The sequence below is a fragment of the Kosakonia sp. CFBP8986 genome (assembly GCF_034044935.1).
GTDB classification, from domain to species: domain Bacteria; phylum Pseudomonadota; class Gammaproteobacteria; order Enterobacterales; family Enterobacteriaceae; genus Kosakonia; species Kosakonia cowanii.
The window spans coordinates 587,530-610,681 of the sequence record NZ_JAXCXB010000003.1; the positions used below are offsets into that span (position 1 = coordinate 587,530).

Below are 23,152 nucleotides of genomic sequence, written 5' to 3' on the forward strand. Positions count from 1 at the left end.
CTCCTCTTCTGTTAACCCCTGGAGCGTTTGTGTCCTTACTGCCGGTTGCCGCCGTTCTGCCCGATCTTCTCTCTGCGCTGAAAAATGCGCCCCAGGTGCTGCTGAGCGCCCCGACCGGTGCCGGGAAATCGACCTGGCTGCCGCTGCAACTGCTGCAACAGAATGCAGTTGAAGGGAAAATTTTGCTGCTCGAGCCGCGACGTCTGGCGGCGCGCACCGTTGCGCAGCGGCTGGCGGAGCTTCTCAATGAGCAACCCGGCGACACCGTGGGTTACCGCATGCGGGCCGACACCTGCGTCGGCCCAAATACTCGCCTTGAAGTGGTCACCGAAGGGATCCTCACTCGCCTGATCCAAAACGATCCGGAGCTGAACGGCGTCGGGCTGGTGATCCTCGACGAGTTCCACGAGCGCAGTCTACAGGCCGATCTGGCACTGGCGCTGCTGCTTGATGTGCAGCAGGGACTGCGTGACGATCTGAAAGTACTGATTATGTCCGCGACGCTGGATAATGAGCGTCTACACTCGCTGTTGCCGGACGCGCCGGTGATCGTCTCCGAAGGGCGTACGTTCCCCGTTGAACAGCGCTACCAGTCACTGCCCGCCCATCAACGTTTTGATGAGGCGGTGGCACAGGCCACGGCTGAACTGCTGCGCACCGAGCCGGGTTCGCTGCTGCTCTTTTTGCCAGGCGTTGGCGAGATCCAGCGCGTGCAGGAGCAGCTTGCGTTGCGCGTCGGCAGCGATGTGCTGCTCTGCCCCCTTTATGGCGCGTTGCCGTTAAGCGAACAGCGCAAAGCGATTCTGCCAGCGCCTGCCGGCAAACGAAAAGTGGTGCTGGCGACCAATATTGCCGAAACCAGCCTGACCATTGAAGGGATCCGGCTGGTGGTGGACAGCGCCCAGGAGCGCGTTGCCCGTTTTGATGCCCGCAGCGGCTTAACGCGCCTGATTACCCAGCGCATCAGCGTGGCGTCAATGACCCAGCGCGCCGGACGCGCCGGGCGTCTGGAGCCGGGCATCTGCCTGCATCTGATTGCCAAAGAGCAGGCGGAGCGCGCGGCGGCGCAGAGCAGCCCGGAGATCGTCAATAGCGACCTCTCCGGCCTGTTGATGGAGTTATTGCAGTGGGGCTGCCAGGATGCTGCCCAGCTTAATTGGCTGGATCTGCCGCCTGAGGCTAACCTGGCAGCGGCGCGCAGGCTGCTGACGCAACTGCGCGCGCTGGAAGAGGGGCGTTTAACGCCGTTTGGCATGAAAATGGCGGCGCTCGGCAACGATCCGCGTCTGGCGGCGATGCTTTCGAGCGCGCAGGGCGAGGATGAGATTGCTACCGCGGCGAAGCTTGCAGCGATCCTCGAAGAGCCACCGCGCGGCGGTAATTCTGATTTGAGCGCGGCTTTCTCGCGCCAGCAGGGGAACTGGCAACAGCGCGCGCGCCAGCTGGCACGCAGGCTGAAGAGCAGCGGCGGCGAGCCGGATAACAACGCGCTGGCACCGCTTCTCGCCTGTGCGTTTGCCGATCGTATCGCGCGCAGGCGCGGTCAGCAGGGGCGCTATCAGCTGGCGAACGGTTTAGGTGCAACGCTGGATGCCGATGACGCGCTAAACCGTCACGAATGGTTGCTCGCGCCATTGCTGTTGCAGGGGAGCCAGTCGCCGGATGCGCGTATATTACTGGCGCTGCCGCTGGATATCGACGCGCTTGTTGCCCAATGCCCGCAACTGATTACCCAGTCCGACAGCGTCGAGTGGGATGAAACGCTCGGCACCCTGAAAGCGTTTCGCCGTCGGCAAATTGGGCAACTGACGCTGAGCGCACAGCCGCTGGCGAAGCCCTCTGAGGAGGAGCTGCACCAGGCGATGTTAAACGGTATTCGCGAAAAGGGGCTGCGGGTGCTGAACTGGACAAGCGAAGCGGCGCAGTATCGTTTACGCTTACTCTGCGCCGCGAAGTGGCTACCGGAGTTCGACTGGCCCGCCGTCGATGACGCCTCGCTGCTCGACACCCTTGAGGCGTGGCTGCTGCCGCAAATGGGCGGCATTCGTTCCCTGCGCGATTTGCAGTCTCTCGACGTAGGGCAGGCGTTGCAGCAGGCGCTGCCGTGGTCGTTGCGTCAACGGCTGGATAGTGAGCTGCCTGGGCATTACACTGTGCCGACCGGAAGCCGGATAGCCATCCGATATCATGAAGATAATCCGCCTGCGCTGGCGGTGCGGATGCAGGAGATGTTCGGTGAAGCCACCACGCCGACGATTGCGCAGGGGCGCGTGGCGCTGGTGCTGGAGCTGCTTTCGCCTGCCCAGCGGCCGCTGCAAATTACGCGCGATTTAGGCGCGTTCTGGGCCGGAACCTACCGCGAGGTGCAAAAAGAGATGAAGGGGCGCTACCCCAAACATGTCTGGCCGGACGATCCGGCAAACACCGCGCCGACGCGGCGAACGAAAAAGTATTCATAGTGCTGATGCGTATAGCGTCATTCAGCAGTGGTATAAATTGAGAGAGTTCTTCTTCTGCCTGTAGGCCGAAGAGCTGAGAATCGGGCCCTTGCGCCTGAACGTTGCGGAGAGTAAAGCATGGCGGGGAATGACCGCGAGCCAATTGGACGCAAGGGGAAACCTGCGCGCCCGGCAAAAGAGAAAATCAGTCGTCGTCGCGTTCGTGATGAAGAGTATGACGAATACGATGATGAAGAGGAAAACGCAGTGCCGAAAAAGGGAAGAGGCAGAGGCAAGAAGCCCCGCGGTAAACGCGGCTGGTTCTGGCTGCTGCTGAAAATTTTCATTGTTTGCGCAGTGCTGTTTGCCATTTATGGCGTCTATCTGGATCAGAAAATCCGCGCCCGTATCGACGGTAAAGTATGGCAGCTGCCTGCCGCCGTCTATGGCCGTATGGTCAACCTCGAGCCGGATATGGCCATCAGCAAAAATGAGATGGTCAAGCTGCTGGAGGCGACGCAGTACCGCGAAGTGACCAAGATGACGCGTCCCGGTGAGTTCACCGTGCAGGCGAAAAGCATCGAGATGATCCGCCGTCCGTTTGATTTCCCGGACAGCAAAGAGGGCCAGGTGCGCGCGCGTCTGACCTTTGACGGCGATCGCCTGGAGACGATTGAGAATATGGACAGCAACCGCCAGTTCGGTTTCTTCCGTCTCGATCCGCGCCTGATCACCATGCTCTCTTCGCCGAACGGCGAGCAGCGCCTGTTTGTTGCGCGTAACGGCTTCCCGGATCTGCTGGTCGACACGCTTCTGGCGACGGAAGACCGCCACTTCTACGAGCATGACGGCATCAGCTTCTACTCCATTGGCCGTGCGATGCTGGCGAACCTTACCGCGGGTCGCACGGTGCAGGGGGCGAGTACGCTGACCCAGCAGCTGGTGAAAAACCTCTTCCTGAGCAGCGAGCGCTCCTACTGGCGTAAAGCCAACGAAGCCTATATGGCGCTGATCATGGATGCCCGCTACAGCAAGGATCGCATCCTTGAGCTCTATATGAACGAGGTCTACCTCGGTCAGAGCGGCGATAACGAAATCCGCGGTTTCCCGCTGGCGAGCCTCTACTACTTTGGTCGTCCGGTTGAAGAGCTGAGCCTCGATCAGCAGGCGCTGCTGGTCGGGATGGTAAAAGGGGCGTCGATTTATAACCCGTGGCGTAACCCGAAACTGGCCCTTGAGCGCCGTAACCTGGTGCTGCGTCTGCTGCAACAGCAGAGCGTGATTGACCAGGAGCTGTATGACATGCTCAGCGCCCGTCCGCTCGGCGTGCAGCCGCGTGGTGGGGTGATCTCGCCGCAGCCAGCATTTATGCAGATGGTGCGCCAGGAGCTGCAGAGCAAACTCGGCGATAAAGTCAAAGATCTCTCCGGCGTGAAGATCTTCACCACCTTTGACTCGGTGGCGCAGGATGCTGCCGAAAAAGCGGCGGTAGAGGGCATTCCGCTGCTGATCAAACAGCGCAAGCTGTCGGATCTGGAAACCGCGATGGTGGTGGTCGATCGCTACACCGGTGAAGTCCGCGCGATGGTGGGCGGTGCGACACCGCAGTTTGCCGGTTATAACCGTGCGATGCAGGCGCGTCGCTCTATCGGCTCGCTGGCGAAACCGGCAACCTACCTGACGGCGCTGAGCCAGCCAAATACCTATCGCCTGAATACCTGGATTGCGGATGCGCCGATTTCGCTGCGCCTCTCCAACGGCCAGGTGTGGTCGCCGCAGAACGACGATCGCCGCTTCAGCGGTCAGGTGATGCTGGTGGATGCGCTGACGCGCTCGATGAACGTGCCGACCGTTAACCTCGGCATGGCGGTAGGCTTACCGGCGGTGACGGATACCTGGGAGAAACTCGGTGCGCCGAAAAATCAGCTGAACGGTATGCCGTCAATGCTGCTGGGCGCGCTCAACCTGACGCCGATTGAAGTGGCGCAGGCCTTCCAGACCATCGCCAGCGGCGGTAACCGTGCGCAACTTTCCGCGCTGCGTTCGGTGATTGCTGAAGATGGCACGGTGCTTTATCAGAGCTACCCGCAGGCGGAACGTGTGGTGCCTGCTCAGGCGGCCTACATGACGCTGTGGACTATGCAGCAGGTGGTTCAGCGCGGAACGGGTCGCCAGCTTGGCGCGAAGTATCCGGGCCTGCACCTGGCGGGGAAAACCGGTACCACCAACAACAACGTTGATACCTGGTTTGCCGGCATCGACGGGCGTGAAGTGACCATCACCTGGGTTGGCCGCGATAATAACCAGCCGACCAAGCTGTATGGTGCCAGCGGCGCGATGGCGATTTACCAGCGTTATCTGCAAAACCAGTCGCCGATCCCGCTGGATCTGACGCCGCCGGAGGACATCACCAACATCGGCGTTGATGATATGGGTAACTTTATCTGCGGCGGCGGTGGCGTACGTCAGCTGCCGGTCTGGACCACCAATCCGGACGCGCTGTGCCAGCAAAGCCAGATGATGCAGCCGCAAACGGGCAACCCGTTCGATCAGTCGACGCAGCCGCAACAGCCGCAGCAACAACAGCCGCAGCAGGAGCAGAAGAGCGACGGCGTAGCGGGCTGGATTAAAGATATGTTCGGCAGTAACTAGTGATAAAAAACCCCGGTTCAGCAGACCGGGGTTTTTATTTTGTCCTTTCTGATACATTCAAATAACGCTGCGTTAAATTCCTTTCTTCATGCAATTAACATCCTGCTTTTACAGCGACTAATTCTTTGCTGTTAAGCCCCGCCGGGCGGCATTGCGCTTGCTATGCACTGAGCGCTTCGCATATTATTCTGCGGTCATAATAATAATTCTCGTTTACGTTAACGTTCACTTACTGAATCAGAGATACACTCATGGCGCGTCCAACAACTGCTCAGCCAGTCACTTTTACGCTGCGTACTCTCGCAGTCGTAGTAGCCACAGCGGTTAGCGGCATGTCTGTTTATGCACAGGCTGCCACCACCTCAAAAGAAGAAACCATCACCGTCACCACCGCCGCGCCGCAAGAGAATGCGTGGGGGCCGGCGGCGACCATCGCGGCGAAACATACCGCGACCGCGACAAAAACGGATATGCCGCTGGAAAAAACGCCGCAGTCCATTTCCGTCGTCACTGCCGAAGAGATCGCGCTGCACCAGCCGAAATCGGCAAAAGAGGCCCTGAGCTACACGCCGGGCGTCAGCGTGGGCACGCGCGGGGCTTCCAATACTTACGATCAGCTGATCATCCGCGGTTTTGCCGCTGATAACCAAAGCCAGAATAACTACCTCGACGGCCTGAAGTTGCAGGGCAACTTCTATAACGACGCGGTGATCGATCCCTATATGCTGGAACGCGTAGAGTTGCTGCGCGGGCCAACCTCCGTGCTCTACGGAAAAAGCAGCCCCGGCGGCCTGATGAATATGGTCAGCAAGCGCCCGACCACCATGCCGCTGCACGAAATCCAGTTTAAAGCCGGCACCAATAGCCTGTTTCAGACCGGGTTTGATTTCAGCGACGCGCTGGATGACGACGGTGTTTACTCCTATCGCCTGACCGGCCTGGCGCGCTCTGCTAATGCGCAGCAGGACGGGAAAAAAGAGCAGCGTTATACCATCGCTCCCTCCTTTAGCTGGCGGCCGGATGATAAAACCAACTTCACCTTCCTCTCCTATTTCCAGAATGAGCCTGACACCGGCTATTACGGCTGGTTGCCGAAAGAGGGGACCGTTGAACCGCTGCCGAACGGCAAACGCCTGCCGACCAGCTTCAATGAAGGCGCAAAGAACAACACTTACTCCCGTAACCAGAAGATGGTCGGTTACAGCTTTGAGCATGCCTTCGACGATACCTTTACCGTGCGCCAGAACCTGCGCTACGCCGAGAACAAAACCTCGCAAAACAGCGTCTACGGTTACGGTATGTGCTCTGATCCGCTCTACACTGCCGATGCAAAAAAAAGCCCTTGTGCCAGCATCGCGCCGTCGCAGTGGAACCACTACCTGACGCGCCAGTATGTGATTGATAACGAGAAGTTGCAGAACTTCTCGGTCGATACGCAGTTGCAGAGCACCTTTGCCACTGGGTCTGTCGACCATACGCTGCTGACCGGCGTCGACTTTATGCGTATGCGTAACGACATCGACTCGTGGTTTGGCTATGCGGGATCGGTTGCGCCATCGGATATCTATAACCTCGATCGCGGCGATTTCGATTTCGCTGCCCACTCTGGTCCGTCTGGCGCTTACCGCATTCTTAACCGCCAGAAACAGACCGGCCTCTATGCGCAGGATCAGGCGCAGTGGGAGAAGGTGCTGGTTACGCTGGGCGGCCGTTACGACTGGGCGAAGCAGAGCGCGTTTAACCGCGAGACTGGCATCACCACAACCCGTGACGATAAGCAGTTCAGCTGGCGCGGCGGCGTTAACTACCTGTTTGATAATGGCGTCACGCCATACTTCAGCTACAGCGAATCCTTCGAACCGTCATCCACCTCCGGTGCGAACGGCGCGATTTTCGCTCCCTCGAAAGGCAAACAGTATGAAGCCGGGGTGAAATACAGCCCGAGCGATCGGCCGATTGTGCTGACCGGCGCGCTCTATCAGCTGACCAAGAGCAACAACCTGATGGCCGACCCTGCGGGATCGGTCTGGTCAGTTGAGGGCGGCAAAGTGCGTTCGCGCGGCGTGGAGCTGGAAGCCAAAGCGGCGCTCTCCGCCAACCTCAACGTGGTCGGCTCCTACACCTATACGCAAGCGGAATACACCACCGACACCAAACTGAAAGGTAATACCCCGCCGCAAGTGCCAAAACATATGGCTTCGCTGTGGGGAGATTACACCTTCTATGATGGCGCGCTTTCCGGCCTGACGCTGGGTACCGGCGCGCGCTTCACCGGCTCAAGCTTCGGCGATCCGGCGAACTCGTTTAAAGTCGGTAGCGCCACCGTCGTTGATGCGCTGGTGCGTTACGATCTGGCGCGCCTGGGTATGGCGGGCTCCAATGTCGCCCTGCACGTCAATAACCTGTTCGACCGTGAGTATGTCGCCAGCTGCTTTAACAGCTACGGCTGCTTCTGGGGCGCTGAACGACAGGTGACGGCAACCGCAACCTTCCGCTTCTAATCTTTCTCTTCGGGCACGGTTCGCCGTGCCCTCTGACAAGTTGGCAACCATGCAGGAAAACAAAACGCTTCCCGATACCACCTTTCAACTGAACGATGTCACCTTTCGCGTGCCGGGACGCACGCTGCTGCATCCGCTGTCGTTGACCTTCCCTGGCGGGAAAGTGACCGGCCTGATTGGTCATAACGGCTCGGGTAAATCGACGCTGCTGAAGATGCTTGGCCGCCATCAGGCGCCCTCTGCGGGCGATATTCTGCTCGACGGGCAGCCGCTTGAGAGCTGGAGCAGCAAATCCTTCGCCCGCAAAGTTGCCTATCTGCCGCAGCAGCTGCCGCAGGCGGAAGGGATGACCGTGCGCGAACTGGTGGCGATTGGGCGGTATCCGTGGCACGGGGCACTGGGGCGTTTTGGCGTGGCTGACCGCGAGAAAGTGGAGGAGGCGATTGCGCTGGTCGGTTTAAAACCGCTGGCGCACCGGCTGGTGGATAGCCTCTCCGGTGGCGAACGCCAGCGTGCGTGGATTGCCATGCTGGTGGCGCAGGATAGCCGCTGCCTGCTGCTTGATGAGCCGACCTCCGCGCTTGATATCGCCCATCAGGTCGATGTGCTGGCGCTGGTGCACCGCTTAAGCCAGCAACGCGGGCTGACGGTAATTGCCGTGCTGCACGATATCAATATGGCGGCACGCTACTGTGACTATCTGGTGGCGCTGCGTGGCGGTGAGATGATCGCCGAAGGTGCGCCGGAAGCCTTAATGCGCGCCGAAACACTGGAGCAGATTTACGGGATCCCGATGGGGATCCTGCCGCATCCGGCCGGTGCCGCGCCCGTGAGCTTCGTCTACTGATGGCCGCTATTCCTGAAATCAGCCGTCGGCGTTTACTGACGGCGATGGCGCTGTCGCCGTTGCTCTGGCAGATGCGCGGTGCAAAGGCCGCAAGCGTCGATCCGCAGCGCGTAGTCGCTCTTGAGTGGCTGCCGGTTGAGCTGCTGCTGGCGCTGGGCGTGATGCCCTACGGCGTCGCCGATGTGCAAAATTACAACACCTGGGTCAACGAACCGTCGCTGCCAGCATCGGTTATTGATATTGGCCTGCGTACCGAACCGAACCTCGAACTGCTGACGCAGATGAAGCCCTCGCTGCTGGTCTGGTCGGCGGGCTATGGCCCCTCCGAAGCGAAGCTGGCGACCATTGCGCCGGGGCGCGGGTTTACCTTTAGCGACGGCAAAAAGCCGCTGGCGATGGCCCGACGCTCGCTGAGCGAGATGGCGCAGTTGCTCAACAAAGAGGCGCAGGCGAAACAGCATCTCGCGCAGTTCGATGCGCTGATGAGCGCTACAAAGCCGCGCTTTGCCCGGCGCGGCGACCGCCCGCTGCTGATGATTACATTGCTCGATCCGCGCCATGTGCTGGTATTTGGTGCCAACTGCCTGTTCCAGGAAGTGCTTGATGATTTCGGCATTCGTAACGCCTGGCAGGGCGAGCAGACCTTCTGGGGCAGCGTGGCGGTCGGCATCGATAGGCTTGCCGCCTACAAAGATGCGGATGTGATCTGCTTTGATCACAATAATGAACAGGATATGCAAAAAGTGATGGCGACACCGCTCTGGCAGGCGATGCCGTTTGTGCGCCAGGGGCGTTTTCAGCGCGTGCCGGCGGTCTGGTTCTATGGCGCGACACTCTCCGCCATGCATTTCACCCGCGTGCTGGATAACGCGCTGGGAGGCCGGGCATGATCCGTCGTTTCTCCCTCTCATCGGCGCTGCTGCTGGCGGTGCTGTTTATGCTGGCGGCCGGGCTAACCTGGTACAACCTCACCCTTGCGCTGCCGCGCGCCCAGTGGGGGCAGGCGCTGTTTACGCCAAATATCGATCGTATCGATCAGATGCTGTTTCACTACAGCCTGCTGCCGCGCCTGGCGATCTCGCTGCTGGTCGGCGCCGGGCTTGGGCTGGTGGGCGTGCTGTTCCAGCAGGTGTTGCGTAACCCGCTGGCGGAGCCGACCACCCTTGGCGTGGCGACCGGCGCGCAGCTCGGCATCACTATCACCACGCTGTGGGCGATCCCGGGCGTAATGGCATCGCAGTTTGCGGCGCTGCTCGGTGCCTGCGCCGTCGGCGCGCTGGTGTTTGGCGTAGCGTGGGGAAAACGGCTCTCTCCAGTAACTCTGATTCTTGCGGGCCTGGTGGTGAGCCTCTACTGCGGGGCGATCAACCAGCTTTTGGCGCTGTTTCACCACGATCAGCTGCAAAGCATGTTTTTGTGGAGCACCGGTACGCTGACGCAGACCGACTGGAGCGTGGTGCAGCGTCTCTGGCCGCAGCTGCTTGGCGGCACGGTGTTAACGCTGCTGCTGCTGCGCCCGCTGACCTTAATGGGGCTGGATGATGGTGTGGCGCGTAACCTTGGTCTGGCGCTGTCGCTGGCGCGGCTGGCGGCGTTAACGCTGGCAATTGCCCTCAGCGCGCTGCTGGTTAACGCGGTTGGCATTATCGGGTTTATCGGCCTCTTCGCGCCGCTGCTGGCGAAGATGCTCGGCGCGCGGCGTCTGCTGACGCGCCTGATGCTGGCTCCGCTGATTGGCGCGCTGATCCTCTGGCTCTCCGATCAGGTGATCCTCTGGCTGACGCGTATCTGGATGGAGGCCTCCACCGGGTCGATGACGGCGCTGATTGGCGCACCGCTGCTGCTGTGGCTGCTGCCGCGCCTGCGCAGTATGAGCGCCCCGGCAATGGATGGTGGCGATAAGGTCCGCCCCGAGCGCGGGCATGTGATGTGGTTTGCGCTGGGCGGCGTGTTGTTACTGCTGCTGGCGATGTGGGCGGCGCTCAGTTTTGGCCGCGATGCGCACGGCTGGCAGTGGGCCAGCGGTACGCTGCTGGATCAACTGCTGCCCTGGCGCTGGCCGCGCATTATTGCCGCGCTGACCGCCGGGATGATGCTGGCGGTGGCCGGGTGCATTATCCAGCGCCTGACCGGTAATCCGATGGCCAGCCCGGAAGTGCTGGGCATCAGCTCCGGCGCGGCGTTTGGCGTGGTGTTGATGCTCTTTTTTGTGCCGGGCAACGCTTTTGGCTGGCTGCTGCCCGCCGGAAGCCTTGGCGCGGCGGCAACGCTATTGATCATTATGCTCGCCGCCGGGCGCGGCGGCTTTTCGCCGCACCGCATGCTGCTGGCGGGGATGGCGCTCAGTACCGCCTTTACCATGCTGTTGATGATGTTGCAGGCGAGCGGCGATCCGCGCATGGCGACGATCCTGACCTGGATCTCCGGCAGTACCTATAACGCTTCCGGGGAGCTGGTGGTGCGCAGCGCGGTGGTGATGGTGGTGCTGCTGGCGTTAACCCCGCTGTGCCGCCGCTGGCTGATGATCCTGCCGCTCGGCGGGGAGAGTGCGCGCTCGGTAGGGATGGCCCTGACCTCGTCGCGTGTCGTGCTGCTGCTGCTGGCGGCAGCGCTGACGGCGGCGGCGACAATGACCATCGGGCCGCTCAGCTTTGTCGGGCTGATGGCACCGCATATCGCGCGCATGATGGGCTTTCGCCGCACGATGCCGCATATGGTCATCTCCGCGCTGGTGGGGGGCGTGTTGCTGGTGTTTGCCGACTGGTGCGGGCGGATGGTGCTGTTTCCGTTCCAGATCCCGGCGGGGCTGCTCTCGACCTTTATCGGCGCGCCGTACTTTATCTATCTGCTGAGAAAGCAGAGCCGCTAAAAAAATGCCCGGTGGCGCTAACGCTTACCGGGCCTACGAAGGCTGAGAACCCGATTTTGTAGGCCGGATAAGCGTGAGCGCCATCCGGCAATTCCCGATGGCAGCACGGTGGTTTTGTAGGCCGGATAAACGTAGTGCCATCCGGCATTTACCAATGACTGCACGATGATTTCGTAGGCCGGATAAGCGCAGCACCATCCGGCAATTCCTGATGGCAGCACGGTGGTTTTGTAGGCCGGATAAACGTAGTGCCATCCGGCATTTCCCGATGGCATCACGATGGTGTTGTAGGCCGGATAAGCGCAGCGCCATCCGGCATTTCCCGATGGCATCACGGTGTTTTTGTAGGCCGGATAAACGTAGTGCCATCCGGCATTTACCAATGACTGCACGATGATTTCGTAGGCCGGGTAAGGCGTAGCCGCCACCCGGCACGGCATTACAGCTTCGTGAAGGCGCGCTTTGCGGCGTCGATGGTGTTATCGATATCCTCAACGCTGTGGGCAACGGACATAAAGCCCGCTTCAAACGCGGACGGTGCCAGGTAAACCCCTTCCTCCAGCATCAGGTGGAAGAAGCGTTTAAAGCGCTCAACATCGCACTTCACCACATCCTGATAGCTGGTCACGCTCTGCGCATCGGTAAAGAAGAGACCGAACATCCCACCGACATGGTTAACCACCAGCCCAATGCCCGCTTCCTGCGCGGCGTTCAGCAGACCTTCCGCCAGGCGAGTCGTCAGATCGGTCAGGGTAGAGTGAATGCCCGGCTGCGCCACTTCGTTCAGACAGGCGAAGCCCGCGGCCATCGCAATCGGGTTACCGGAGAGGGTGCCCGCCTGGTAGACCGGCCCGGTCGGTGCCAGCGCTTCCATCACGTCGCGGCGACCGCCGAAGGCGCCTACCGGCATCCCGCCGCCGATGATTTTGCCAAGGCAGGTCAGATCCGGCACCACATCGTAGTAGGCCTGTGCGCCCGCCAGCGCGACGCGGAAACCGGTCATCACTTCATCGATAATCAGCAGCGCGCCAAACTCATCGCACAGCGCACGCAGGCCCGGCAGGAACTCCGGCAGCGGCGGTACGCAGTTCATATTGCCTGCGACCGGCTCAACGATGATACAGGCGATATCCTGCGGATACTGCTCGAACGCTGCGCGCACCGAGTCGAGATCGTTATAGGTGCAGGTGAGGGTGTGCTTAGCGAAATCTGCCGGTACACCGGGTGAGTTCGGCTGACCGAGGGTTAACGCACCGGAACCCGCTTTCACCAGCAGGCAGTCGGCGTGGCCATGGTAGCAGCCCTCAAATTTGATGATTTTGTCGCGATGGGTAAAACCGCGCGCGAGGCGGATGGCGCTCATTGTCGCTTCGGTGCCAGAGTTGACCATACGCACCATATCCATGGTCGGAACCAGTTCGGTCACCAGCTCCGCCATTTTCACTTCCATCTCGGTCGGCGCGCCGAAGCTCAGCCCGCGGCTGGCCGCTTCAATCACCGCATTGCGGATTGCCGGGTGGTTGTGGCCCAGCACCATCGGTCCCCAGGAGCCGACGTAGTCGATATAGGCTTTGCCGTCGGCATCGTACAGATAAGCTCCGTCAGCCCGCTCGATAAACAGCGGCGTACCGCCAACGCCGGTGAAGGCGCGTACCGGTGAATTGACCCCGCCAGGGATAAGCTGTCGCGCTGTATTAAAGAGGTTTTCAGACTTACTCATGCTTTCATTCCTGGTTGCTGGAAAAAATCGTTGCCGCTCATTCTATGTGATTACCGGAAGCGGATGAAAGTTTTGCCGGGAAGAAGGACATATTTTGCAGGGATTTTGCCCGCGACGCGGCGGCAACGGGTGGCTACAATACTCCTTTTGTATGACGTATCAGAGCCAATGTCAGAAAACACTCCCTCATTTGAACAGCAGCAGGTTGAACGACGCCGACGCAGAGATATTCTGCGCCGCATGCTGCAACGTGATAAAACGCCGCTGGCGATCCTCGTGGTGGCGGCCGTGGCGGGAACGCTTACCGGACTGGTGGGCGTCGCCTTTGAAAAAGCGGTTAACGCGGTGATCAACCTGCGCATCGGCGCGCTGGCGCAGGTGGCGAACAGCGCTGTCGTCTGGCCGCTGGCCTTTATCGCCTCGGCGCTGCTGGCGATGATTGGCTACTTTTTGGTGCGCCGCTTCGCGCCGGAAGCGGGCGGCTCCGGTATTCCGGAGATCGAAGGTGCGCTGGAAGATCTGCGCCCGGTGCGCTGGTGGCGCGTGCTGCCGGTGAAGTTTTTCGGCGGCATGGGCACGCTGGGCGCGGGCATGGTGCTCGGGCGCGAAGGGCCAACGGTGCAGATTGGCGGCAACGTCGGACGGATGGTGTGCGATCTCTTTCGTCTGCGCAGCGGCGAAGCGCGCCACACTCTGCTGGCAACCGGCGCGGCGGCGGGGCTCTCTGCGGCCTTTAACGCGCCGCTGGCGGGCATTCTCTTTATCATTGAGGAGATGCGCTCGCAATTTCACTACAACCTTATCTCCATCAAAGCCGTCTTTACCGGCGTGATCATGTCGAGCATCGTCTTTCGCCTGTTCAACGGCGAAGCGGCGGTTATCGATGTCGGTAAGTTGAGTAACGCACCGGTAAACACTTTGTGGCTCTATCTGCTGCTGGGAATGGTGTTTGGCTGTATCGGCCCGCTGTTTAACACGCTGGTGCTGCGTACCCAGGATCTGTTTCAACGCCTGCACGGCGGGAAGACCGGAAAGTGGGTGCTGATCGGCGGCCTGATTGGCGGAACCTGCGGCGTGCTCGGCCTGATGGCTCCTGCGCTCTCCGGCGGCGGTTTTGCGCTGATCCCTATCGCGTCTGCAGGGAATTATGGCCTCAGCGCGCTGCTGTTTATCTTTCTGATCCGCGTGGCGATGACGCTGCTCTGCTTTAGCTCCGGCGCGCCGGGCGGGATTTTTGCGCCGATGCTGTCGTTAGGTACGGTGCTCGGCATGGCTTTCGGCGCGGCGAGCATGGCGATTTTTCCCCATTATCAGCTTGATGCAGCGACCTTTGCCGTTGCCGGAATGGGGGCGTTACTCGCCGCCTCGCTGCGCGCGCCATTGACCGGAATTGTGCTAGTTTTGGAAATGACTGACAATTATCAGCTTATTTTGCCAATGATCATTACCTGCCTTGGTGCGACACTGTTAGCCCAGTTTTTGGGCGGTAAACCGCTCTATTCCGCTATCCTGGCACGTACGCTTGCCAGGCAGGAGGCCGCCGCTGAGCGTGCGCTGCCGCGGGAGAATACTTGAACGATTGACTACCCTAATGGATAATAGCCGCCATGATCGGGTCAATATTTGCCCAGGTCGACGTATTAACGGGAGCAAGACATGAGTGATGACGTAGCGCTGCCGCTGCAGTTTACCGACGCAGCAGCCAATAAAGTAAAAAGCCTGATCGCGGACGAAGAGAACCCTAATCTGAAACTGCGTGTCTACATCACCGGTGGTGGTTGCAGCGGCTTCCAGTACGGTTTTACCTTTGACGATCAGATTAACGACGGCGATATGACCATTGAGAAGCAGGGCGTTGGCCTGGTGGTTGACCCGATGAGCCTGCAATACCTGGTGGGTGGTTCGGTGGATTACACCGAAGGTCTGGAAGGTTCCCGCTTCGTGGTGACTAACCCGAACGCGACCAGCACCTGCGGCTGCGGTTCGTCGTTCAGCATCTGATTACGTGAAATGCCGGGTAATACCGGCATTTACTCCGCTTTTTAACGCCCCGCTTCATCCAGCGCAAAGGTTGGCAGCTTCAGGTGCCAGCGGATCGCCGCCAGGCGAATCACCAGCGTGACGACCATTCCTACCATACTCGCTGACTCCAGCGGCACGGCAAAAACATAGAACGCCGTAGCATGGACGATGCCACCCGCAATACAGGCCGTGGCGTAAATTTCGGTGCGCAAGATCATTGGTATTTCACGTGCCAGCACATCACGAATAATGCCGCCGCCGACGCCCGTCACTACGCCCATACAGATCGCCACCAGTGGCCCGGTGCCGGCGAGAAACGCTTTATTAACGCCAATACCGACAAACACCGCCAGACCGACCGCATCCAGCACCGGCAATATCCACTTCGGCAAGCGGCGCGGCTGGCGCACTAAAATAATGGTTAACATGCAGGTGACCATCGCCACCACCAGATCGGTGGGATCTTTCACCCAAAAGACCGGCCCGTGCGCCAGCGCCATATCGCGAATGGTACCGCCGCCGACCGCGGTCACCACGCCCAGCACCAGCACGCCAAAAGGATCCATCCGCAACTTTCCGGCAAGCAGAACGCCTGAGATGGCAAAAACGGCGGTGCCGATAATATCCAGCCAGTAGACCAGCATGGTTGATTCCCCGGTTATTTCACCTGCGCAAGGGCAGAACAGAGTTGTTGAGCGGCGAGGATAATACGCGGGCTCGCCCGTTCAAACCAGTCATCATGCAGAGAAATAATCGGCACATTCAGCTGGTCGCCCCAGAACTGTTTCACGCGTGTTTGCGCCTTCTCTTCACCGGCGAGGATAATTGCCTGCGGATGGCGCGCCAGCACCTGTTCACGGCTCACCTGCGGCCAGGGCACGCGGCTTTCGGCAAAGATATTCTCCCCGCCACATAGCTCCACCACCTGGTGTTGAATCGATCCTTTCCCGCTGGTAAAGAGCGGCTGCGTGCCGAACTGCATAAAGACGCGTTTTTTCGGCTGTGCTGCGTAGCGGGACTTTAACGTCTCATACGCGCTCATTAGCTGTTGCGCCGCCTGCTCAGCCTGCGCGGGCTGCGGGCTGTAAGGGGCGAGATGGCGCAGCGTCTGCGCGACCTCTTCAATGGAGACGGCATCAATCCACATCACGCGGATGCCAAACTTTTTCAGCTGATCGACCTGACGCTCCGGGTTGCCTCCGCGCCAGGCCAGCACCACATCGGGCTTCAGGGCGAGGATGCGTTCGAGGTTTATCCCTTGCCAGCTGGCAACCTGCTCAATCTGCGCGGCGGCGGGGGGATAGTCGGAGTAACTGCTGACGGCGACGGGCGTGATACCGGCGGCGAAAGCCAGTTCGGTATTGGCCGGAGAGAGCGAAATGACGCGCGGCGCAGCGAAGAGCCACGCCGGCAGAAATAGAAGCAGGGCGGCGAGCGCCCTGAAAAGGGGATTACCCACGTGCCAGTTTCTGCACCAGGGTTTCAACCATCAGGCTGGACTGTTTTGCCGCCACCACCAGGAACTCATCAAAGCTCAGGTGAGACTGCTGGTCCGCCACGTCGGAGATGGCGCGAACCACCACAAACGGCACGCCAAAGTTGTGGCAAACGTGAGCGATAGCGGTCGCTTCCATCTCAACGGCAACTGCCTGCGGGAAGTTGTGGCGAATTTTTGCCAGGCCCACGGAACCGTTGATGAACGCATCGCCGCTAACAATCAGCCCGCGCACCGCGTTCAGGTTCAGCTCGCCGATGCAGGCTTCTGCCGCCAGCACCAGCTTCTCATCGGCTTTAAAGCCCGCCGGGCAGCCCGGCAGCTGACCATACTCATAGCCAAAGGCGGTAACGTCGGCATCGTGATAACGCGCTTCATCAGAAACCACGATATCGCCCACTTTCAGGGTTGGTGCCAGGCCGCCTGCGGAGCCGGTATTGATAATCACATCCGGCTTGCAGTGCTCCAGCAGCAGGGTAGCGCCCATCGCGGCGGCAACTTTGCCAATGCCGGACTTGAGCAGGGCCACGTCTGTGCCATTCAGCGTACCGGTGTAAATTTCGCTTCCGCCAATGTTCAGCGTCTGACGGTTTTCGATTTTGTCACGCAGCAGCGTAACTTCTTCTTCCATTGCACCAATGATGCCAATTTTCATGGAGATACTCGCTAATGTGATAAGGCAGGAATAGGTTTACAGGGCATAGTCTATCATGGCATACACAATTGCATGACACCCCGTGCGCCTGCGTAGAGGAGAGGAAATGGACGACATCGATTTTCGCAACAAGATCAACTGGCATCGCCGGTATCGCTCGCCACAGGGCGTGAAAACCGAACATGAGATCCTGCGGATCTTCGAAAGCGATCGCGGGCGTATTATCAACTCCGCCGCCATCCGGCGTTTGCAGCAGAAAACCCAGGTCTTTCCTCTTGAGCGTAACGCGGCGGTTCGCACACGTTTAACGCACTCTATGGAAGTTCAGCAGGTCGGGCGCTATATCGCCAAAGAGATTTTAAGCCGGCTGAAAGAGCAGCGCCTGCTGGAAAAGTATGGACTGGATGAGTTAACCGGGCCGTTTGAGAGCATCGTCGAGATGGCCTGCCTGATGCACGATATCGGCAACCCGCCGTTCGGCCACTTTGGTGAAGCGGCGATTAATGACTGGTTCCGCCAGCGGCTGGCTCCGGACGATGCCCTCGGCGAGCCGCTTGGTGACGATCGCTGCGAAGTGATGGCTCTGCGCCTGCGCGAAGGGGAGGGGACGCTCAACGCGCTGCGCAGTAAAGTGCGCCACGATTTAAGCCACTTCGAAGGGAACGCGCAGGGTATTCGCATGGTGCATACCCTGATGCGCATGAACCTGACTTGGGCGCAGGTCGGCTGTATTTTAAAATATACCCGCCCGGCGTGGTGGGTCGGGGACCCGCCCGCTTCCCACAGCTATTTAATGAAAAAGCCCGGCTACTATTTCTCCGAAGAGGCGTACGTCGAGCGGCTGCGTAAAGAGTTAAACCTCGATACCTATAGCCGTTTTCCATTGACCTGGATAATGGAAGCCGCGGATGACATCTCCTATTGCGTGGCCGATCTCGAAGATGCGGTTGAGAAGCGTATATTTTCCGCCGAGCAGCTTTATCAGCATCTTTATGAGGCGTGGGGCGAGCATGAAAAGGGTTCGCTGTTTGCTCAGGTTGTCGAAAATGCGTGGGATAAATCGCGCGCGAATTCGATGAGCCGCAGCGCCGAAGATCAATTCTTTATGTATTTGCGCGTCAACACGCTTAATAAGCTGGTGCCCTATGCCGCCCAGCGCTTTATTGACAACCTGCCACAAATCTTCAGCGGCGAATTCAACCACGCGTTGCTGGAAGATGACAGCAGCTTCAGCCAGCTGCTTGAATTATATAAAAACGTCGCCATTAAACAGGTATTCAGCCACCCCGATGTGGAGCAGCTGGAATTACAGGGCTACCGCGTTATCAGCGGGCTGCTGGAAATTTATCGACCTTTGTTGCAATTATCGCTGGCGGACTTTACCGAGCTGGTGGAAAAAGAGCGTCTGCGCCGTTTTCCTATAGAATCGCGCCTGTTCCAGAAACTGTCGACGCGCCACCGGTTAGCCTACGTCGAAGCGGTAAGCAAATTATCGCCTGACGACGAAGCCTATTCGGTGCTGGAGTATTATCACCGTTGTCGATTAATTCAGGACTATATTAGCGGAATGACGGATCTTTATTCATGGGATGAATATCGTCGTTTAATGGCGGTGGAATAACCCCGCTGAATTGTAAAGAGCGACAATATTTTTTTACTTTTTCCAGAGGTTTAAGGCCTGAACTTCACGCTATAAATCGACTCTGAGTGACACATACACAGCAGTTCGCGTTAATCAGAAAAGAGATTGAGAGAGATGAAAAAAACGACGTTAGCAATGAGTGCACTGGCTTTAAGTTTAAGTTTTGCGCTGTCTCCTCTGTCTGCGACGGCAGCAGAAACAGCCTCGTCAACCACCGCAACATCGCAGCAGATGCCAAGCCTCGCACCGATGCTGGAAAAGGTGATGCCGTCAGTCGTGAGCATTAACGTTGAAGGCAGCACCACGGTGAACACACCGCGGATGCCGCGCAACTTCCAGCAATTCTTCGGTGATAACTCACCCTTCTGCCAGGACGGTTCGCCGTTCCAGAGCTCCCCCTTCTGCCAGGGCGGCGGTGCACCGGATGGGCAGGGCGGTGGCCAGCAGCAGAAATTTATGGCGCTGGGCTCCGGCGTAATCATTGACGCAGCGAAAGGCTACGTCGTTACCAACAACCACGTGGTCGATAACGCCAGCACCATCAAAGTGCAGCTTAGCGACGGGCGCAAATTTGACGCCAAAGTGGTGGGCAAAGATCCGCGCTCCGATATCGCGCTGATCCAAATTCAGGATCCAAAAAACCTCACCGCCATTAAGCTTGCCGACTCCGATGCGCTGCGCGTAGGCGACTATACGGTGGCGATTGGTAACCCGTTTGGTCTTGGCGAAACCGTCACCTCCGGGATTGTCTCGGCGCTCGGCCGAAGCGGCCTGAACGCGGAAAACTATGAAAACTTTATTCAGACCGATGCCGCCATTAACCGCGGTAACTCCGGCGGCGCGCTGGTTAACCTCAACGGCGAGCTGATTGGGATTAACACCGCCATTCTCGCACCGGACGGTGGCAACATCGGTATCGGCTTTGCTATCCCGAGCAACATGGTGAAAAACCTCACCAGCCAGATGGTGCAGTATGGTCAGGTGCGCCGCGGCGAACTGGGGATTATGGGCACCGAGCTGAACTCTGAGCTGGCGAAAGCGATGAAAGTCGACGCCCAGCGCGGGGCGTTTGTCAGCCAGGTGATGCCAAACTCCGCCGCTGCGAAAGCGGGCGTCAAGGCGGGCGACGTGATTACCACGCTCAACGGCAAACCGATCAGCAGCTTTGCGGCGCTGCGCGCAGAAGTCGGTTCAATGCCGATTGGCAGCAAAGTTACGCTGGGGATGCTGCGCGACGGCAAACCGGTCAACGTGACTCTTGAACTGCAGCAGAGCAGCCAGAACCAGGTTGAATCCAGCACCATCTTCAGCGGTATCGAAGGGGCGGAGATGAGCAACAAAGGCAAAGATGGCGGCGTGGTGGTGAATGCGGTGAAACCGAATAGCCCGGCGGCGCAAATCGGCCTGAAAAAAGGTGATGTGATCCTCGGCGCGAACCAGCAGCCGGTGAAAAACATTGCTGAACTGCGCAAAATTCTCGACAGCAAACCGTCGGTGCTGGCGCTGAATATCCAGCGCGGCGACACCTCTATCTACCTGCTGATGCAGTAATCCTCTGTAAAACCCTCTTCTCTGTAATGGGGAAGAGGGGCTTCCCGCCCTTTTTGTGAACCCTTCCACAACTCCACACTTCTCGCTGTCGCTTTGTGCATCCGCACAATGCACGGGTCAAATTTCTGCCATATGCTTGGCCTCTGCACCGGGGAGGGTTACATGGCTGGCTGGCATCTTGATACCAAAATGGCACAGGATATCGTGGCGCGTACCATGCGTATCATCGATACAAACATTAACGTGATGGATGCGCGCGGGCGGATTATAGGCAGCGGCGATCGCGAGCGTATTGGTGAATTGCACGAAGGCGCGCTGCTGGTGCTGTCGCAGGGGCGCGTGGTCGATATCGATGATGCGGTGGCGCGCCATCTGCACGGCGTGCGCCAGGGCATCAACCTGCCACTGCGCCTCGAAGGTGAGATTGTCGGCGTCATTGGCCTGACTGGCGAACCCGAAACATTGCGTAAATATGGCGAGCTGGTCTGTATGACGGCGGAGATGATGCTGGAGCAGTCCCGGCTGATGCATCTGCTGGCGCAGGATAGCCGTCTGCGTGAAGAGCTGGTAATGAACCTGATTCAGGCGGAAGAGCACACGCCAGCGCTGACCGAATGGGCGCAGCGTTTAGGTATCGATCTTAATCAGCCGCGCGTGGTGGCGGTGGTGGAGGTTGATAGCGGTCAGCTGGGCGTCGACAGCGCAATGGCGGAACTTCAGCAGCTGCAAAACGCCCTCACCACGCCGGAGCGCAATAATCTTATCGCCATCGTCTCCCTGACCGAAATGGTGGTGCTGAAGCCGGCGCTAAACCCGTTTGGCCGCTGGGATGCAGAAGATCACCGTAAGCGCGTTGAGCAGCTGATTACGCGGATGAAAGAGAATGGTCAGCTGCGTTTTCGCGTCGCGCTGGGCAACTTCTTTACCGGCCCCGGCAGCATTGCGCGCTCCTACCGCACGGCGCGTACCACCATGATGGTGGGCAAACAGCGGATGCCGGAGAGCCGCAGCTACTTCTATCAGGATTTGATGCTGCCGGTGCTGCTCGACAGCCTGCGCGGCGGCTGGCAGGCCAATGAGCTGGCGCGCCCGTTAACACGGCTGAAAGCGATGGATAATAACGGTTTGCTGCGCCGCACGCTGACGGCGTGGTTTCGCCACAATGTGCAGCCGCTGGCGACGTCGAAGGCGCTGTTTATCCACCGCAATACGCTGGAGTATCGCCTGAACCGTATTTCGGAGCTGACCGGGCTGGATCTGGGGAATTTTGACGACAGGCTGTTGCTCTATGTGGCGTTGCAGCTGGATGAGCAGCATTGATGGCGGTTTTTGTGCCGGATGGCGCTGCGCTTATCCGGCCTACGTGACTGTGCAGTAACGCAGGCCAGAGGTCAGCTGATAAAACTTATTTCCCGCGCGTCAGCTTCTCAAGATCGGATTCGATTTCACTGATCTTGTTGGTAACAACGCTTTCGAGATGGCGCAGATCGTCAAGGATCTTACGCTTCAAATCCACTTCAGTGCGATCGCGCTGGCAGATCTGATCCAGTTCATCAATCACGTAACGCAGGTTAGGGCTGATCTCCTGCACCTCTTTATAACCCTGGCCTACGCCATCGGCGACCACGGTTTTGCGCTGACGCGGATATTTGAACTTGACGCTCTTGGCGAAGAACTCGCCCCGGTCTTTATGAAAATAGATTTTAAGAATGTCGTTATTCGCTTCCTGGCGGAGGCTATAGCGATCGATTTCATCGGGATTGGTAATGCCTAAACTTTTAAGATTGTCGTACATAGCGGACCCTTAAGCTCAACATAACCTATGAATAATTAACGAAAAAATCTATTTTCGCCACTGACGTATGCAAAAAAGGCGGGCTATATCACCCTCTCCCGCACGGGGAGAGGGAAAAGGCTTAGTCGATGGTGCGCAGCAGTTCGTTGATGCCAACTTTGCCGCGGGTTTTCGCATCTACTTTTTTCACGATAACCGCACAGTAGAGGCTGTATTTACCATCTTTCGACGGCAGGTTGCCGGACACCACCACTGAGCCTGCCGGTACGCGGCCATAATGCACTTCGCCCGTTTCGCGGTCGTAAATACGGGTGCTTTGACCAATATAAACACCCATCGAGATAACCGAACCCTCTTCAACGATCACGCCTTCAACCACTTCGGAGCGCGCGCCGATGAAACAGTTATCTTCAATAATAGTCGGATTTGCCTGCAGTGGCTCCAGTACGCCGCCGATACCTACGCCGCCGGAGAGGTGAACGTTTTTACCGATCTGCGCGCAGGAGCCGACGGTTGCCCACGTGTCTACCATTGAGCCTTCATCAACGTAAGCGCCGATGTTGACATAGGAAGGCATCAATACTGTGTTACGAGCGATATACGCGCCCTGACGTACTGCCGCAGGCGGCACTACGCGGAAACCCTCTTTCTGGAAACGCGCTTCGTCGTAATCAGCGAACTTCATCGGCACTTTATCGAAGTAGCGGCTCTCCGCACCGTCGATAACCTGGTTATCGTTAATGCGAAAAGAGAGCAGAACCGCTTTTTTCAGCCACTGGTGGGTGACCCACTGGCCGTCGATTTTTTCTGCGACACGCAGCGCGCCGGAGTCAAGCAGGGCGATAACCTGGTTGACCGCTTCACGGGTCACGGTATCGACGTTGGCCGGGGTAATTTCTGCGCGGCGCTCGAAAGCGGCTTCAATAACGTTCTGTAACTGCTGCATTGTTAAACTCTTTCCATCT

The 23,152-nt window shown here is 58.8% G+C and carries 18 protein-coding genes; 11 read left to right on the top strand and 7 right to left on the bottom strand.

Annotated elements, in window-relative coordinates; all coding sequences use genetic code 11:
* Nucleotides 1-29 precede the first annotated feature (29 nt).
* The 6 genes from hrpB to fhuB all read left to right on the top strand — a co-directional run bounded on the left by hrpB (nt 30) and on the right by fhuB (nt 11,307).
* On the top strand, nt 30-2,459 hold the full coding sequence (hrpB, locus tag SOM48_RS09445; protein WP_320511837.1) for an ATP-dependent helicase HrpB: 2,430 nt from the start codon (nt 30-32) through the stop codon (nt 2,457-2,459).
* Between the two features lie 117 nt (nt 2,460-2,576).
* Nucleotides 2,577-5,090, top strand: a complete 2,514-nt coding sequence (mrcB, locus tag SOM48_RS09450; RefSeq protein ID WP_320511838.1) for a bifunctional glycosyl transferase/transpeptidase — start codon at nt 2,577-2,579, stop codon at nt 5,088-5,090.
* 251 nt (nt 5,091-5,341) lie between these two features.
* Nucleotides 5,342-7,591, top strand: coding sequence for a ferrichrome porin FhuA (fhuA, locus tag SOM48_RS09455; protein WP_319551474.1), 2,250 nt, complete (start codon nt 5,342-5,344; stop codon nt 7,589-7,591).
* A gap of 49 nt (nt 7,592-7,640) precedes the next feature.
* Nucleotides 7,641-8,438: a Fe3+-hydroxamate ABC transporter ATP-binding protein FhuC gene (gene fhuC / locus SOM48_RS09460; RefSeq protein ID WP_128483620.1), complete on the top strand. Its 798-nt coding sequence runs from the start codon at nt 7,641-7,643 to the stop codon at nt 8,436-8,438.
* Nucleotides 8,438-9,328 (top strand): Fe(3+)-hydroxamate ABC transporter substrate-binding protein FhuD, encoded by an 891-nt coding sequence (gene fhuD / locus SOM48_RS09465; RefSeq protein ID WP_320511839.1) that lies wholly within the window; start codon nt 8,438-8,440, stop codon nt 9,326-9,328. The genes fhuC and fhuD overlap by 1 nt, the downstream gene beginning before the upstream one ends.
* Complete coding sequence (gene fhuB, locus SOM48_RS09470; protein ID WP_320511840.1) at nt 9,325-11,307, top strand: Fe(3+)-hydroxamate ABC transporter permease FhuB; 1,983 nt, start codon at nt 9,325-9,327, stop codon at nt 11,305-11,307. Before fhuD ends, fhuB begins: the two co-directional genes overlap by 4 nt.
* 17 nt (nt 11,308-11,324) lie before the next feature.
* Here the strand turns inward: fhuB and SOM48_RS09475 are convergent, their stop codons facing one another.
* Nucleotides 11,325-11,747: a hypothetical protein gene (locus SOM48_RS09475; protein WP_320511841.1), complete on the bottom strand. Its 423-nt coding sequence runs from the start codon at nt 11,745-11,747 to the stop codon at nt 11,325-11,327.
* A complete protein-coding gene (gene hemL, locus SOM48_RS09480) occupies nt 11,747-13,027 on the bottom strand; it encodes a glutamate-1-semialdehyde 2,1-aminomutase (RefSeq protein ID WP_288880601.1) in 1,281 nt (426 codons plus the stop codon). Before hemL ends, SOM48_RS09475 begins: the two co-directional genes overlap by 1 nt.
* A gap of 168 nt (nt 13,028-13,195) precedes the next feature.
* On the opposite strand from hemL, the gene clcA reads away from it, so the two are divergent.
* Complete coding sequence (gene clcA, locus SOM48_RS09485; RefSeq protein WP_042711953.1) at nt 13,196-14,602, top strand: H(+)/Cl(-) exchange transporter ClcA; 1,407 nt, start codon at nt 13,196-13,198, stop codon at nt 14,600-14,602.
* 81 nt (nt 14,603-14,683) lie between these two features.
* On the top strand, nt 14,684-15,028 hold the full coding sequence (erpA, locus tag SOM48_RS09490; protein WP_023480429.1) for an iron-sulfur cluster insertion protein ErpA: 345 nt from the start codon (nt 14,684-14,686) through the stop codon (nt 15,026-15,028).
* A 41-nt stretch (nt 15,029-15,069) separates the two neighbouring features.
* Here erpA and SOM48_RS09495 read toward each other — a convergent pair whose 3' ends face one another.
* From SOM48_RS09495 to mtnN, 3 genes are read right to left on the bottom strand one after another with little or no spacing between them, the layout of a single operon-like run.
* Nucleotides 15,070-15,693, bottom strand: a complete 624-nt coding sequence (locus SOM48_RS09495; protein WP_023480298.1) for a TRIC cation channel family protein — start codon at nt 15,691-15,693, stop codon at nt 15,070-15,072.
* A 14-nt stretch (nt 15,694-15,707) separates the two neighbouring features.
* Nucleotides 15,708-16,508 carry a vitamin B12 ABC transporter substrate-binding protein BtuF gene (gene btuF, locus SOM48_RS09500; RefSeq protein WP_139567582.1) on the bottom strand — a complete coding sequence of 267 codons (801 nt, stop codon included), beginning with the start codon at nt 16,506-16,508 and terminating at the stop codon, nt 15,708-15,710.
* Nucleotides 16,501-17,199 (bottom strand): 5'-methylthioadenosine/S-adenosylhomocysteine nucleosidase, encoded by a 699-nt coding sequence (gene mtnN / locus SOM48_RS09505; protein ID WP_042711574.1) that lies wholly within the window; start codon nt 17,197-17,199, stop codon nt 16,501-16,503. Before mtnN ends, btuF begins: the two co-directional genes overlap by 8 nt.
* Nucleotides 17,200-17,305: 106 nt before the next feature.
* Here mtnN and dgt point away from each other — a divergent pair, with 106 nt between their 5' ends.
* The 3 genes from dgt (at nt 17,306) to cdaR (ending at nt 21,712) form a co-directional block, all read left to right on the top strand.
* Nucleotides 17,306-18,820 carry a dGTPase gene (gene dgt / locus SOM48_RS09510; protein ID WP_128483615.1) on the top strand — a complete coding sequence of 505 codons (1,515 nt, stop codon included), beginning with the start codon at nt 17,306-17,308 and terminating at the stop codon, nt 18,818-18,820.
* A 135-nt stretch (nt 18,821-18,955) separates the two neighbouring features.
* Nucleotides 18,956-20,392 (top strand): serine endoprotease DegP, encoded by a 1,437-nt coding sequence (degP, locus tag SOM48_RS09515; protein ID WP_128483614.1) that lies wholly within the window; start codon nt 18,956-18,958, stop codon nt 20,390-20,392.
* Nucleotides 20,393-20,554: 162 nt separating this feature from the next.
* Entirely contained in the window at nt 20,555-21,712 is a 1,158-nt protein-coding gene (cdaR, locus tag SOM48_RS09520; RefSeq protein ID WP_054802821.1) for a DNA-binding transcriptional regulator CdaR, read from the top strand.
* An 85-nt stretch (nt 21,713-21,797) separates the two neighbouring features.
* On the opposite strand, the gene SOM48_RS09525 is transcribed toward cdaR, so the two are convergent.
* Nucleotides 21,798-22,187 carry a DUF3461 family protein gene (locus SOM48_RS09525; protein WP_023480393.1) on the bottom strand — a complete coding sequence of 130 codons (390 nt, stop codon included), beginning with the start codon at nt 22,185-22,187 and terminating at the stop codon, nt 21,798-21,800.
* Between the two features lie 121 nt (nt 22,188-22,308).
* Nucleotides 22,309-23,133, bottom strand: a complete 825-nt coding sequence (dapD, locus tag SOM48_RS09530; protein ID WP_023480482.1) for a 2,3,4,5-tetrahydropyridine-2,6-dicarboxylate N-succinyltransferase — start codon at nt 23,131-23,133, stop codon at nt 22,309-22,311.
* Nucleotides 23,134-23,152: the final 19 nt, after the last annotated feature.